Source organism: Klebsiella sp. HN106, assembly GCF_051209435.1.
GTDB lineage: Bacteria > Pseudomonadota > Gammaproteobacteria > Enterobacterales > Enterobacteriaceae > Klebsiella > Klebsiella oxytoca.
This window is the reverse complement of record NZ_JBLURD010000014.1, coordinates 60,628-75,764: the sequence shown is the minus strand read 5'-3', so window position 1 is coordinate 75,764 and position 15,137 is coordinate 60,628. Positions and strand designations below refer to the sequence as shown.

At 40.1% G+C, this 15,137-nt stretch carries 13 protein-coding genes; 4 read left to right on the top strand and 9 right to left on the bottom strand.

Features of this window, described 5'->3' with window-relative positions:
• Window positions 1–159: 159 nt before the first annotated feature.
• The 6 genes from rsp to parM all read right to left on the bottom strand — a co-directional run bounded on the left by rsp (window position 160) and on the right by parM (window position 8,104).
• Window positions 160–4,464 carry an IncHI-type conjugal transfer protein RSP gene (gene rsp / locus ACSIPU_RS24525; protein WP_001232109.1) on the bottom strand — a complete coding sequence of 1,435 codons (4,305 nt, stop codon included), beginning with the start codon at window positions 4,462–4,464 and terminating at the stop codon, window positions 160–162.
• A gap of 119 nt (window positions 4,465–4,583) precedes the next feature.
• Window positions 4,584–5,138: a plasmid transfer protein gene (locus ACSIPU_RS24520; protein ID WP_000235773.1), complete on the bottom strand. Its 555-nt coding sequence runs from the start codon at window positions 5,136–5,138 to the stop codon at window positions 4,584–4,586.
• A gap of 8 nt (window positions 5,139–5,146) precedes the next feature.
• Window positions 5,147–5,572, bottom strand: a complete 426-nt coding sequence (locus ACSIPU_RS24515) for a hypothetical protein (RefSeq protein ID WP_000836981.1) — start codon at window positions 5,570–5,572, stop codon at window positions 5,147–5,149.
• On the bottom strand, window positions 5,562–6,014 hold the full coding sequence (gene hdtA / locus ACSIPU_RS24510; RefSeq protein WP_000952689.1) for a H transfer determinant A: 453 nt from the start codon (window positions 6,012–6,014) through the stop codon (window positions 5,562–5,564). The genes ACSIPU_RS24515 and hdtA overlap by 11 nt, the downstream gene beginning before the upstream one ends.
• Window positions 6,015–6,416: 402 nt before the next feature.
• The gene (locus tag ACSIPU_RS24505; RefSeq protein ID WP_001107538.1) at window positions 6,417–7,055 is read right to left on the bottom strand and encodes a hypothetical protein; all 639 of its coding nucleotides are present in this window, start codon (window positions 7,053–7,055) and stop codon (window positions 6,417–6,419) included.
• 11 nt (window positions 7,056–7,066) lie between these two features.
• The gene (gene parM / locus ACSIPU_RS24500; protein WP_000818954.1) at window positions 7,067–8,104 is read right to left on the bottom strand and encodes a plasmid segregation protein ParM domain-containing protein; all 1,038 of its coding nucleotides are present in this window, start codon (window positions 8,102–8,104) and stop codon (window positions 7,067–7,069) included.
• Window positions 8,105–8,467: 363 nt separating this feature from the next.
• Between parM and ACSIPU_RS24495 the strand changes: the two genes are divergently transcribed.
• The 4 genes from ACSIPU_RS24495 to ACSIPU_RS24480 are packed head-to-tail and all read left to right on the top strand — an operon-like array spanning window position 8,468 to window position 11,148.
• On the top strand, window positions 8,468–9,415 hold the full coding sequence (locus ACSIPU_RS24495; protein ID WP_000718595.1) for a metallophosphoesterase: 948 nt from the start codon (window positions 8,468–8,470) through the stop codon (window positions 9,413–9,415).
• On the top strand, window positions 9,412–10,248 hold the full coding sequence (locus tag ACSIPU_RS24490; protein ID WP_000700976.1) for a hypothetical protein: 837 nt from the start codon (window positions 9,412–9,414) through the stop codon (window positions 10,246–10,248). The genes ACSIPU_RS24495 and ACSIPU_RS24490 overlap by 4 nt, the downstream gene beginning before the upstream one ends.
• Window positions 10,241–10,762, top strand: a complete 522-nt coding sequence (locus ACSIPU_RS24485) for a hypothetical protein (protein WP_000598517.1) — start codon at window positions 10,241–10,243, stop codon at window positions 10,760–10,762. The genes ACSIPU_RS24490 and ACSIPU_RS24485 overlap by 8 nt, the downstream gene beginning before the upstream one ends.
• Window positions 10,759–11,148, top strand: coding sequence for a hypothetical protein (locus tag ACSIPU_RS24480; RefSeq protein WP_000815011.1), 390 nt, complete (start codon window positions 10,759–10,761; stop codon window positions 11,146–11,148). The genes ACSIPU_RS24485 and ACSIPU_RS24480 overlap by 4 nt, the downstream gene beginning before the upstream one ends.
• A gap of 61 nt (window positions 11,149–11,209) precedes the next feature.
• Here the strand turns inward: ACSIPU_RS24480 and ACSIPU_RS24475 are convergent, their stop codons facing one another.
• The 3 genes from ACSIPU_RS24475 to ACSIPU_RS24465 form a co-directional block, all read right to left on the bottom strand.
• A complete protein-coding gene (locus ACSIPU_RS24475; RefSeq protein WP_001278838.1) occupies window positions 11,210–12,214 on the bottom strand; it encodes a ParB family protein in 1,005 nt (334 codons plus the stop codon).
• Window positions 12,211–13,464 carry a ParA family protein gene (locus ACSIPU_RS24470; RefSeq protein WP_001050364.1) on the bottom strand — a complete coding sequence of 418 codons (1,254 nt, stop codon included), beginning with the start codon at window positions 13,462–13,464 and terminating at the stop codon, window positions 12,211–12,213. Before ACSIPU_RS24470 ends, ACSIPU_RS24475 begins: the two co-directional genes overlap by 4 nt.
• Before the next feature lie 1,128 nt (window positions 13,465–14,592).
• Window positions 14,593–14,754, bottom strand: coding sequence for a hypothetical protein (locus tag ACSIPU_RS24465; RefSeq protein WP_001371949.1), 162 nt, complete (start codon window positions 14,752–14,754; stop codon window positions 14,593–14,595).
• Window positions 14,755–15,137 lie beyond the last annotated feature (383 nt).

Sequence of the window (15,137 nt, the reverse complement as noted above, 5' to 3'; positions counted from 1 at the left end):
AAGAATGTTAATTCCTCAGCATGTATACGCAGCTTTGTTAGCGGCCATGAAAGATGCCTTTGGAGCAAAGTTACTTTCCGACATTAATTTTTCAAAGGTCCAATTATTGGGTATAAAAAAGCCGGGACATAATGTCCCGGCTTTATATTTAAAAATTAACTACTCACTGCTTGGTATTGATACAGTGTTTTCAGACTTACTTGCCTCTTCAGCCGGTCCGAAAACTGTCACGTGCTGTGTTGCAAAGTCTCCACTATCATCATAAGCAATTACTTTTATGTCCTGCTTACCACGGTTAAGGTTTTTAGAAAGTGTAGCCGTACTACCGAAAACGTTCCTTAATTCGCCGTTGATGAACCATTCATATCTAACCATTTTTCCATCAGTATCATCACATTTATTGGTAAAGCTCCAGCTTAGGTTGGTTTCCGTGTAGCTCAATGTACAATTAGGCACTGCGTTTTTAACGACATCAAACTCAACAGATGCTGAACCTCTCTGTCCAAGTTTACTAACAACATCAATTGTAATCTCGTATTTCTTTTCTTTTAAACCCGAGATCAGTTGAGCCCAATAATTTTTGCCGCTGGGTATTACTTCACCGTTCACCTTGTATGTGACCGTATCTATCGAGTCCGCCGAATGAGATAGCTTGATGTTTGACCTTAAGGTTACATCGAGTGGAGCTCTCATATATTTGTTAGAGAACTTGGGTGTCATCTCAACGTTCATTGGCGTTTGTTCATCGACAACAAAGGTATTTTCGATACGCTGTTCATTGTTTCGGTTATCTTTGAAAACAACCATCAATGTATATTTGCCAGGATTTTCAATTGTAAATTCTTTGGTGTCACCTTCATCTTTAGTGATTACCAGATTCTCTTTGTCGTAGATCCATTCACGGGAATAAGTAACACCAGGATAGTCTCCATCCTTAATACCGCTCAACGCAACGCGTAGGGTGGTCGGTGCCATGTCGTATTTAAGTTTGGAGCTTATTTTCATCTCGGGAAATTTATAAACCCACGATTTGACAGAAACTCTACGGGTAGAAACCGTATTCTCCTTATTGTCCGCTAACCATGCACTGTATTCAAAAGCAGCATATCCCTGTTTATCCAACATTTGCTCAGTAAGGGTAACAGACAGTGAAGAGCCCTTAAATGTCTGGCCATCCGGTGTTTTCCATTCTTCAACTACGTTATTACCATTCTGGTACTTACTGTTAGGGTTCGTGAACTTACCTTCCAAAGTAACTTTTTGACCAACCTCTACCTTTGAAACCCCCGTTACCGAGACAGAAAGGCGCTTGGGTTTTGCGGCTGCCAACCGAGCAGACGTTTCCTTCCATGAAGACTCCTCTGCCAGTTCATCGGAATCAAGGTAACGCATCCGGGCATAAATCGTAGACGGTAGGGTATCAGCTGAAGCCACAGTGTAAGTTGTATCTCCCTGCACCCAGTTGACTTTATCCTCTGACCAGAGAACCTCAGCGGTGCCTGCTGGTATAGGTTCATCGTTATCAAGCAGGGTTACAGGTATATCTGAGCCCTGAAGAATGTCTGTAACATCTATACTGAGCTTAGGCTGCTTGTAGGTAACTACCGTTAAGGCATCTGTGTAGGAAATCTTGGATGTGAATTTATTAGTCATTTTTGCCCTATAAAGCCACTTTCCTACTTCTGTCTTTTTGATACTTACACTTCTCTTTCCGGTCATGTCGGAAAGCATGGTCCAGGTTTGACCATTATCAGAGGACTGCTGCCATTCGGTGGGGGCGAGTGCATCAGAGTTAGCCGTACTGGCAGATTTGAAGCTTACCAGAGTACTAAGTGGGATCCTTCCGATAATAAGGCTTTTCGACAGGTTACCCTCCAGTTCCTCACCTTTATAGATTCGAATGCCTACAGCACTGGTCTCACGTTTCATTTCAAAATCAGAGAATGGCGATCTGACCTTAGCCACACCAACCAGACGCATATTACCCAGATCCATATTTTCAATTTTAATCTTGGTTTCGACAATGCCCGCATCATTGACCGGCAATGCTTCAGTCAGCGCAGTTCTTTCGTATGTAGTTTTATAACGGCCTGTTTCTGGATCTTTGCCGTATACACTTTTTTGAGAGTATATCGTGACGTCCCATTCTCCCATTGTTTTACGGTCAAATGCACTTTTACGTGTGGAGTTGTTATAACGCCCCACTGTTACCTTTAAGGGCACTTCAAGAGATGTGGCTGTTTTTTTGTCATCCACTTCCATCGATGCTCGAATATTGAAATCAGGCACCGTATATACGTTGAGGGTGTCTGTAGTTCTTAATTCTGGATCCTTTGAGTATTCTACAGCTATGTCAAAGACGTTCTTTGTCCACAATGGTGCAGCAGCAACCTTGACCCTTTGTACAAAGGTCGTTGCATCGTTGTTTGAGGAACGATTTTTAAATGACGTTTTGACAGCCTCAGAGCCGTTTTGAGAGACGATCATCGTAACGTCAGCTGGTACCACCTTCGCTAATATTCGAGCGGCCTCCCCCCCGGTCGTATAAGCCAGAGCAGTGTTCGGATTGATGCCTGCTATGACTTTATTCTTTTTGTAAGAGATGATCGGGTTGTATGGTAATTGTGTGGTCAGAGTACGGCGATTCCTTGCGGAAACCGCTTTAGAGCCCTTCCCGTTAATCATATAGACTTGATAGTCGAGCAGATTCTCACCTGTTTTATTAAAGAATCCAGTTAGACCCGGGGTACGTCCTTTAAAATAGAACTCCAACCCATCAGGGACATTGTTCCACTGAGGGTAGCATGCTGTAACATCTGATTTTTCCCCATACCAGGCGAGGTAAGCATTCGCATTTTCCTCTGTGGTAAACAGAGTGCATTTATCACCAGCTGTTTGACTAAGCAGGTCCGTATACTGACGTACGCGCGAGTAAAGAGTTACGTTTTTTTCCAGATTCTTAAGAGTGAATCCAGTAGGTTGATAAGTGAACACGGTACTGAAATTTACGTTTTTTCCATAAAGGTTTTCAGCCACCACAGTAATCTCGTGATCCGAATTAACTGCTAAATCGTCTCCAACCGGCAGGTAGTAAATACCTTTATAATTTGTAGGTGTTAACGAAACTACTTTGTTGTCTATTGTTACTGATTTTATGTCAGCAACCCCAGCCTGCCCCTGGAAAGCTGCAACGATAATCTCGTTCAGGAAGTATACGGGTGCTCGTTTAGTTAATACCTGCCCATCTTTGAGAACCATAAGCGTTGGGTTATCAGACAGCATCAGTTTGCTTTCAGGCTCAGTGTACGTAGAAGAGTTTTTGCTCGTATTTTCTACTGTAAAAGTCGCTGCGTAGGACCCGTTTATAAGATCCGTTAAGTCAAAGATATAGAGGTACTCATCACCGACTTTTTGAGGTCCACTTACCGGCTGTAAAGTTCTACGTAAAGGGGTTGCCCAGGACTGTTTGAAATCAATCTCAGTGCCATCATCTAAAGTCACTTTAGTCGTCGGCTTAAACACGCCATCCGGAGTCATAGTGAGCGACATAGCTGTTGGGAGCCACCATTCACCTTCTGTTTCTTGCTGGGGTACCTTAACGGCCACAGCAACGGTTTTGGCTCCGGTATAGATGTCCTGGCCACCTACTTTGATTGTTTTAGCCTCATCGGTAAAATTCCAAAGTGTATGGTCTACTACAGGAGGCCGATAATCCCAGTTAACAACAAGCTTTTTGGATTCAGGAGGTGCGAAATAATTATTCTTAGAGTTTGCTGTAATTGTGATATCACGTGAACCCAAAAGTTCATCTGTATCACTGGCCTTAATGCTTCCAACTTCAATGGTACAGGAAGTTCCGCCAATAGGTACTTCACAGGCGGAGCCTGAACCTATTGAGATGTATTGAATATAATTGCGGGGTTCAACAGAAACAGCGATATCTTTGATCGCTTCATCCTTTAAATACGATTTGAAAGAAAAGCCGTCATAGACTAATCCGTTCAGGGATGATTTAAGACCGGTGATAGTTGGTTTTACCGGTGCCACACTTTTGATTGAATATTCACCTTTTACTATTTCAACTTTTTTCCGTTCAGAACCAGAGAAGTAAGAAATCTTGTAAGGTAGTTTTAAATCACCGGTGGTGTTGGGAACGCCTGAAAGAGTGAAGCCGTTAGAAGTTAATCCCAAGGTATTGGGTAACCACTCAAAAAAACAAACGAGGTTATCAACAGAGGAAGTCGCTCGATCATCAACCGTTACATTACAGGCTGTGCCTGCACCTGAGGCAGTGATAGTGTTAGAATTAACGTATGCAACAAAGTCGCCCGGCCCCGGGTCAAAGGATACGGCTGGCAGATCAGCCTGTAGCTTTCCTGAAATCATAATCGCTTCAGCATAGACCGCTTTAATCGGAGCAATTAAAGAAAACAACAGGGCTAAACCTAAACCTGATTTTCTCATGACGAATACCTGTTTTTCTGAGCAAAATTAAACTCACTTTACGATGAAAAACAGAAATATCCGTTCGTATAACATTTAAAAAAACCTGTATTTTTCCGTATATTCCGTATGTTAATGCGCTATTTTGAATTCTTGGCTTCAGATAAGCGAAGCGCGGTAATTATAGACTCGGAGCTTACCCAGGGCGTTTTTTGAGCAAGATATCCAAGTATGTAGAGGCCAATTTTAACGCAATCCATTTGTGAGACGGGGACCATGTGCATGAAGGGTTTTAAGCCATCTTTATCGACTGGAACTATCCCTGCGGATAACAACAAACCGCCCCTCTCGTTTGGGGTAACGCTTATATTTTTGTATACGACGTGGCCATGATGTGAGGTTTTCCTCTTATCAATCTTTAAAGTATGCATGATTCTAAGAAATACAGATGCCATCTGCATAACTTCATTCGTCGACAATTTTAGAAGTACAGAACGGTTTGAGCCCCAGTCATAATCTTTTTTTGCGTTCCTTGGAGCGACGTGCAATGTAAGATAATAATTATCAATCTCATTTGAAAAAGGTGAAGGTTTTGATGAGCTAACATCTTCATTGTTCATCTCAATGACAAGGGCTGCATCCTGACCAAATGCTTTAACATTATGGTTTTTAAGAGCGAAGTCTGAAGTTGCCATATAAAAAGTCACTTTTGATAAAACCACATACCGCCTAATGATTCATCATCGGCAAGATGCTTGAAATTTGATAGTGTAAATCCTGTTTTGGTTTCAGAAATCACCAGGCTGTAAGATGCCGTATGTACAAGGCGAGAATTGTTTAGATCAAGATCATCACAAAAACCAGGGCTTTTGACGGGGTCAGCCTTTTCAACAAAAGTTACTTTTGAAGCGATGCCGTTGATCACGATTTTCTCGTTATCAGCAATTTTAATGTTTAAAGAAGGCGAGCTTTTATCACATGGCAGGAAGAGTGATGTCTTTTTAAATGTGTTTCCAGTGAAGTCCAAAAGGTCAGGTTTAACCGGAACATTGTTTAGGATTTTATAAACTCCAGCAAATGCACATAACACAACAAAACCAGATAAAACATATCTAATCTTAGACTTCATCCCCCAGTTCCTCTCCTAAAAGTTTTAACGCGCTTACGCACATAAGCCTCAACTGATACAGTAAGTTATCAGCGGTTATTCCACCAACGAAGGTAACTGTACGTCGTATTGATGCTCCGCCAGGCTCGCACTGGATATGGCCAATACCAGAATCACGGAGGAAGTCATTTTCTGCACTTACAAGGTCTGACTCTACAGGTGGAATGATAACTTCAATGAGTATTGTATCAACTGGGGCCCACTCCCAATCGAACTTAAGAGAGGAAATTGGGGATATAGAAACAAGAAGCTCATCAATATTAAAAATTACGGGTTTTATTCCCATAACCTCAGACTGAATGAAGTGGCTTTCTACCATAACTACCGGAAACTCTGAAATAGTCAGAACTCCGATTAACTGGTCTCGGCGTAAACCATGTATTAGTGAGTTGCGAGATAGCATTCGATCAGCCTTTATTATAATAATCAATCATTTGGGACAAGGACAAAAGGGATTACAGAAACGAAGATTCTACATGAACATCGTTGTCAGTGACCTTAGGTCCATCGGGTATAAGGGTATCAAAAAATCCTTACATAACCATTAAACCACAAAGACTTTTTACGTAAAATAATAATTAAGTACCAGATTTATTAAGATAATTCTTAGGTTTTTTACAAATTTAGGAAAAATCCGCACTTCCTGTAACAGCATCCAAATTAACCTAAAATACCGTTTCATTAACAGTAATTTTACAGATTCAGCTGAAGCCTGAGTTTATTATAACAAAAAAAAGGCCAGCAAGTATGCTGGCTTTACTGGTAAGACAAGTTGAACTCAGAAGTCGATTGTACTGTCTCTCACCTATCTTGCCAAAGTCGCTAGTCGCTTGTTTGCCTTAGCTTTAGATTTTATGCTTATGGAGGCGGTTTGATTTTCATCCGATACTTTTTCTAGCACTGGCACCACAGAGGAAATGGACTTTTCTTTTGAAATTTTGGATGCACCTGAAGAAAGTGGGCTTTCAGATGGTATAGAGGTATCGCTTCCCTCATTTTCAATCTTCACACCAAAGCAGGCATGTTCCTTTTGTACAAGGAAGGTTTCTTTTACAGAAACAGAATCCTGCTTTGAATTATCTAATTGTAGAGGTGTTAAATACTCCTTAAACTTTTGATCTAAGACATTCTCTAGCAATACATTAATAGGAGGCTTAGGTTCAGTATCTATAGTATTTCCATCATTCAGAAACCTATTAAGATCTGCAAGTGTTAATCTTTCGTTTAAACCATTTATAAAATTTGCCAAGTCAGGAAATAAATTATTTAATACCAACCCGGTACTAATAGCCGACCTAATTAAATCCAGTTGGTCACCCCTATGAGAAAGTTCTGTTTTTTTCAAGAAACTATAAACATAGGGTGCTTTTCTTTCGGATATCCAGAAAGACCGGATCTGAATCCGGTCGTTATCTGCCTTATTTGAGATAGGGTTTTTAGCCATGCTCTAGCTCATTATTCTGAATAAATAGTATCAGCAATTGCCAAAGATAATGCGAACTGCGGATTGTCTACCATGATAACTTTAGCCGTTTCAAAATGTTTACGAATAGCTGTTTCGATGAGATATGAACCTCCCCCAACAAGGAAAACATTATGAGGCCTCTCTTCGACTTGTGTAACCGCTCTGATTACTTTACTTTGCAACTTCTGTACCGCAGAGTTTACCGCATCAAAAACACCGTCACGCTTGTCCTCTGCAACCTTCAAAGCTGATTTATCATGACGATTATCAACAAGATGATGAATGTAAGCATTACTCGTATTCAGTTTCTCAGATTCAAGATACCTGCTGATCTCATCGTAAACAATAGAACAACCAATACGGTCAAAACCTTTTACTTTCGAAATCTGTTCTAATTGCCCAGTAATACTTGCAACATCAAGAGTAGTACCACCAAGATCAATTACCAAACTTGATTCAAATGAAGCAATATCCTCAATTTCATCTGCCCGGGTCACAGCTGGTAAAGATTCAGGGAAAACAGTCACAGACAAAACGTTAAAAGAATAGCGTTTACCGTCAAGATAACGCTCTACTGGTTTCATCAGATTATCTTTTTTTCTCTGAATATTTTCAATATTCGTTTCCCCTAAAGCAGTATAGAACTGGCTAAGTGGTAAAGTAACAAAGAGGTGAACATCCTGAGGAACTAAACCAGAAGCATGAAGTGCATGGTGAACATTTAACCGGCTAATTTCATCGTATTGGTGAGATACATCAGTCGATTCCAGTGAGTTACTAGATTCGCTGTGATGCGAAAACCTTTCCAGCCCATCAATAAGATAGTTAAAAGGATTGAGACCCTCATGGCGAACACGGAAATCTGGAACAAAACTATTTTGTGTAAGCAAGGGAACTAATTCGTTTCTTTCATTAAGACAAACCAGTTTTGCAGCTTTACTTCCATCATCGACAACGATTTTTAAAGCTTCAGTGATATCCTGCACTGATGGTGAAACAGGACTTTCAGATTTTAATAGTTCAGCCATAAAAACTCTCTTTTATTAATAGGACCATATTAGATATTAACTTTATACATTAATGGTGACCTATTATCAACATTAACACTATTAAAAAAATACGTAAGTCTATGTTATTTCAGCATCCTTCCATTTTAAATACCTTACCGTTAAATTTCCTGTATTCATGTATTAACCATGTTTATAAAGGAGCCAATTATAATCAGAAAGTTACTTTGCATCCTAAGTATGAACTGTTTGAGAGCCAGGACTGGGGCCTTTACCTGTAAGTAACAAAGGTCCTTAGGCTTAGAATCCAAAATGACGCCTTTTTGTAAAAAAATCATAGTTCGAAATACCGTATCATCGATGTAAACATACGTAGAGGAATTTATGGCAGCTGAGCACGTCCAAACTATAGACCTTACAAACTTCTCCGGAAGGATTTTCTTTCTGGCAGATCCTCATGGACATTACTCTGCGCTGTGCAACTTGATCCAATCAGTTACAAAGCCAGAAGAAGAGATAGTAATTTTCTCTACTGGAAATTTGTTTGACTATGGGCCGGAACCCATAGAATTGATGAAGGCGATAAACAGTGGCTTTTTCGATGGACGTTTTGTGAGGCATTTCTCAGCTGCCGGAGCCGGAGAAGAAATGTTAAAAAAATTGTTACCATTAAACAAAGACCGGAGAACATTTTACCCCAGCACATACCTCAATGAGAGATGGTGTGTAATGGGCGGAAAGTGGCATAAAGCTGTGAATCGTTACTATTTAGAGGAAGAGGTAAAAAAACTTCTTAATACCCAGCTTGGTACGATGATGCAGATTTTACTAAAAGGCGATATAAAAATTGGGGTTTGCCCTTCTGATTACGCCCCTATCCGCACATCATTCACTGATACTTATAATGCGCTTCAAGCATTCAACTATGCCAATGTGAATATTTTTCAGAGCCAGTTTCTATTCGGTATGGACCATGCCGTAATACCAATGATGATAAATGACGTCAACCTTATGGTCCTAGGTAGGAATCCTGTAAACAGCATTCGAAAAGCCCATGGTCGTACTCAAAACAATCTTCCAGTACTGATCGGTAATTGTTTGCATATAAATACTGGATCACTCTATATGTCAAAATTAGAAGACCAGGTAATAGTTGCTCCGGGTATACCGCAAACTGACTCACCAGCACTTACATTAGTAGAAATAATCATGAAGAACAATCCAGTTTTATTGTGTCATCAGCTAATACAAACAACAAACAAGTTTTATTCACTTAAAACCTATCCTTTAGAACTCGATTCGATTGAAAACAACATTGAGGTAACAAGATGAAGATAAATTGGAAGATTATCTCAATTTCAACATTACTTTTGCATCTTCACGCAGCAGCTGCACCACATCAAGAGAAAGAGCATAGAAAAGATGCTTTTTCTTCTGCCGCACAGAAAAGTGATTCACTTATATCTGCTAAAGCGGAGCTTATAAACGGAAGGTGGTTTATAAATGGTAAATATAGGCCTGTTCTAAAGACCAGCATGACCAAAACCAATTTCTTAGAAATCATGAATGTTTCAAATAAAGAATCACTTTTTATTGTGATACCAAAACTTGAGTATAATATCATTGCCAAAAATAAAATCTTACTAAATGAAAAAATTGCATTAAGCGAAGGCACATCCGGAAAAAGCATTGTTTGGGTCGAGCCAAAATCAAGTCTAACTATATCGTTTATAAATGACCTTGCTAATACGCCCCTTCAGGCTATCGTTTCGATCACAAGAAACAACAAAGATATAATTGCCATCTTTGGACCGGATCAGGGTAAAGGGTTTACTCTTCCCGGAAATACGTCTAATGATCAAGTGTCCGTTCCTGACTATTCTGACCTAAATATAAAAAAACTTAACATACCTCAAAGTGTTGGTAATCCAGTAACCATCAATCCTAAAGAGAAGAATTACCTCTTAGTTGGACAAGGAAAATATGAAATCTTATCTCTTCCTAAATATCAACATTTAGTATTTTCTGAACCCGTTTATATTGAGAAAAGAAAAAATATCCTCGGTGGTTATGGTTATTGGACGAAAGAAACAATTCTCTACCCCGGTGAATCATTATCTTTTATAACGAGCGCCAAAAACAATCTAAGGAAGCGGGATGATTAAAGTTATCACACTTTTATTGTTTGCATTACTGACTGGTTGTCAGTCAGTAGAAAGTAAAATCGAAGAACTCCCGACAGTTGGTTTTGACCCTATTCTATACAATAAAAGTGAGGCCTTTACTGACGGAAAAGTTACTTTACGTGTCGAAAGTTCAGGAACTGATGTTTGGCTTGTCGCCAAGAATGGAACCAGAAGTTTTATTGAGCTTTCAGGCCTAACGCTAGGTGGTAGTCGTTGTGCTTACAATGCCCGTAGTAAGCAACTTTTGCCCCCAGGCAGCGTAAGCACATTCGTAGTTCCTACGGTTGGAATGCTTGGACTTTGCTTCAACAATGAAGATCAACTTATGTTTATTAACCGTGCTTTTAGCAGAATCTCTCCCAAAGCAAAAGGAAAAGATTCGCTTTCGCTTTTATTTTCTGTTAGTTACGATTTTCCCGGAAAAGCGGACCTAATTACTAACCACGATTTTCAAGAGTTATATCTTTTATTTTTGAATGAGGATAATCTATGAAACAAACATTAATTGTTATTTTAATATGTTTTTGTCACACGGCTTTAGCATATCCATACCGTATCTATACTGTCCCGGAAGGGGCATTAGTAAAAAACATACTAACTAATGAATATCTAGGAAAAACCCCTGTGGTTGTGGACGTGAGCAATACCGAAGCTGGTTCTACTTTTGGGATTTCATTATTTAGACATGAAAATGTTGCTATAAAGATTTTTACAGTAATGCCTTCAGCAGAAAATAATTTTGCTGTTTCTGGACCTGACGTTGCAACTATGTCATTGCCGGGAAAAGCACCTTTAAACGTAGTAAATGATGGGAATGGCGCTTCTGTTCATATAGAACTAAGACCTTATATGTCTGAACCTGCGCACACCCCATATTAATATAACAAGAAATTAAAAATATAAATCATATGAACTGCATCATAAAGATGCAGTTCAATATTTATTCTGATACTTTTAATTTTTCTTTTATGAACTCCTCTAGTTCCTTAATAAAACCCGCATTTATCCTATTGAATTCAAAGCGAATTTTTCTACCAGTATTGTTTTTACTGATTCTTGCATACTTATCTTTGTTATCAAAAGTAATAAGATCACTTGTTTCCCATTTTGTGGAATAAGTTTTTTCACAAACACTTTCCACAGATTGTGTGATTTTTTCCATTACAACTTTTTGAGCAACCTGGAGATCTCCAATGTCTAAATCTTTTGTTTCCTCTTTAACATTATCTATTACTTCATCTAAAGGAAATAGATTTTTTTGCACATATTTCTGTAAACGAGACAAGCGACTATAATAGGAGTTCGGGATTCCTTCATAATCCGGGAATAAAGAGATCAATGTTTCGTCAATACGGGCCGCCTGGATTCTTTTGGCTACCGATACATGACTAATCCCAAGATATGCTGCGAGTTCTTCATTAGTAGAAAATCCTTTTTCTTCCATTTTTTTGATAAATTGAAACCCAACTTCTCTATATGAAAATTTTCGAGATGTTTGTGCTGCGGATATAATTGAATTTATATCATCTTCGGTTAGTTCATCCGGAAGAACCCACAGGGGGAGATCCTTTTCTGCCTTTATACAGCAGAAACGTCTGCGACTTCCTTCTATTAATAAATAAACCCCATCTCTTTTTACAGCGATCCCTTCGGTATCGACCCCTCTTTCTTCAATCTGCTTAAGAATATCTCTAACAGAATAATCTGTAAGGGCTTCTTGATTTCGTGGGTTCGCTGGATGGACTAAGGTCTCCTTCTCCACTCTCTGGGCTGGAACAATCACATGTTCCGCTTCAAGTCTCCGGCCCTTATGAAGAGTGAATAACTTTTTTATGCGAGGTGCTGTTTTCAAACCCGCAAGACCTGAACGGTGACCGACTTCTGTCCGCTTTGGTGCGTTTAAATATCGAGATTTATCATTCCCGATATGTTGCTCATCGCTCATGCGTTAACTCCTTGCTTAGCTGAAAAACTTTTTATTTCATTTATAAATTGCTGATATACCTGTAATACAGATTCTTCTGCGACATCAAGCTGCTTTGCGGAACAAAGTTCCTCTGATTTTTTGATATCAAGCACTGTACGCCCTTTGGAAGCAGCTGCCTTAAATGCTTCAGAATTTTTTATGTTAGCGGACATCAAAAGGTCCTGAACAGTTCTGATTAATTTATCCAAAACTATTCTTTCATATGGACTTTTGTCATCTACATTGACAGCAAGAACTTTGAACCATTTTAAATTGTCGCCCTTACTTGGTGATTGTTTAAACCTTTCACTTATTGTAAGCATGAAGTCTGTAGTAGAGGCGTAATCATATTCACGTGGTGACACTGCGACAAGAATCCCATCGGCCGCTTCGTCAGCAGCCCAGATCAAAGGTGAATCTTCAGGTGGAGTGTCTATAATAATCAAATCATAGTTCTGCTTCAGTACCGGTAAGATAACTTCCTTGAAACGTAGTAACAAAGACGTACGTTCTTCTCTAGAACATTGCCAGTATTTATCTTTAAAACGAGCATCTGTCGGAAAAGCCGTTATTACGTCCAAGTTTGGCAGATGCGTTGAAAAAGGCATATTAGTGATGATTTCTTCTTCAGAGAATCCTGAATCTAAATATTTTTTATACTCAGAATTTTCTTCATAAATTCCAAGGATTGCATCAATTGCTGTAAGGAAGACATCATCTTCTGAGACACTTTGAATCATGCTGCTTCCAATCGAACCTTGTGGGTCCCATTCGATCATTAATACACGTGCATTGAGTTGTAGATCTAAAGCAGCTGCTACTGCTAAAGCTACAGATGTAGTGCTTTTCCCTGTACCGCCTTTATGATTCTGAGTAACAATAGCTCTGCTAAAGTAATGATCGCGGTACTTGGGATAACCCAGGGCATCCATTATTTTTTGAACATCCCAGCGGGTGTAAAGATGATTTTTGTTTTGATAAATAGGTGCACCAACAAGTTCTTTTTCTTCTAAGTCCGAAAGTATTTTATTGAACGTTACTCGTGACTTCCCAAAAAAATCAGAGAGATTTTTTTTATTCAAACAGTGGTTATAGATCAGTCTATCAACACCATCAACACTATCATCAGAAACAGATACTCTTGATGAAGCCATCAGAGATTCCTTTAGAGAAATCTGCTCGCTTTTCATGCGCTGACCAACGAGGGCGATCTTTTCAAGTAAATTCATGGTTATGACCTTTTTGCACTGAAAACCGACTTTTACGCATATATGTAAACTTTACGTATAATGCGTCCATTTCCTTGTTATGCGTACAATTCTATCCTTAGTTTCAATCTTAAGCTAATGTTTGTTTACTTTTTTATGATTTTTTGTGAGCTTAACTTGCAGATGTGAGCTCAGACTCTCTAGTCCATACCTAATGCACAACCTGTTTAAACCACGATTCTTGTCTCCTTCTCTACGCTTTGAAGTTAAGAGCTCCATTAATGAATCTTCACGCCTACCCTATTTCTTGCTTAGACCCTAAAATCTATCTCACCGGTGTGCTGATATACGTTTCCTAACTGTGAACCGTTGTCGTCAGTCCAGTCTAAAGATATGAGGTGTTAATCTCTTGAGGAGGCACACTACGAATTATGGGAGCAGAGTTAGCAACCTCACCCCGAACTGAAACCCAACTTAAGGAGGCAACCCCAGTGTGGAGATTAAGGGGGTTAAATCTGCCAGCGGCTGACAGTGTCCCAGCTGCTGCTCAGTCACACCACGCCCTGATTTAATCCCCTGCCCGGTATTGTAATGACCGAAAAAAACCCGTGCACTGGTGTCGGCAGACCGGCATGCATGAATATGACGTTAATCTGTATCAGCAGGCACTTTTCGCATAATGGGAGCAAGTGATAGCAACGCCGCCCAGAACGGAATGCCAACATCAGGACTGAACCCAAGTTTGGCGATTAAGGGGGTTAAATTTGCAAGCGGATGACAGTGCCCCCAGCTGCTGCTCAGTCACACCACGCTTGATTAAATCTCTCGCCAGGTCTTGTTTTGACCGAAAATAGCCCAAGCACTGATGTCGGCAGACCGGCATATAGGAATATGACGTTAATCTGTATCAGCAGGTACATTTCGCATTATGTGAGCAAGTGATAGCAACCCAGCCCGGAACTGAAGGCCAGCATGAGGACAGAACCCCAGTTTGGCGATTAAGGGGGTTAAATCTCACAGCGGCTGACAGTGCCTTCAGATGCTGCTCAGGCATACTACTCTCCCTGATATAATCTCCCATATGTTCTTGAGATCGTCGGAAATCGCCCATGCACCGGTGTCGGCAGACCGGTATGCAGTAATGTGAATTTAATCTGCATCATCAAGCACATTTCGTATTATGGAAGTAAGTGTTAGTAAACCAAAGCCCGCCCAGAACGGAAGGTCAACATCAGAACAGAATCCCAGTTTGGCGATTAAGGGTGTTAAATCTGCAAGCTGCTGACAGTGCCCCAGTTGCTGCTCAGTCACACCACGCCCTGATAGAATCTCCTGCCCGGAAATGTGATGACCGAAAAAAGCCCGTGCACTGGTGTCGGCAGACCGGCACGCAGGAATATGACGTTAATCTGTATCAGGAGGCACATTTCGCATTATGGGAGCAAGCGATAGCAACCCAAGCCCAGAACTGAAGGCCAGCATCAGGACAGAACCCCAGTATGGCGATTAAGGGGGTTAAATCCGCCAGTGGCAATAAGATCCCGAGCGGTGTTTAAGAAATATTTCCCGAAGGACAATCTTCCGCTCGTACGATGAATATAGTGTTCAACCCGGGAGAGGGATCACTTAACCTGCTTAGCCTAAATCTTACGTCATTCTCTAAACGGAGTTTAAGCTTAATGGTCCTGAGAAAG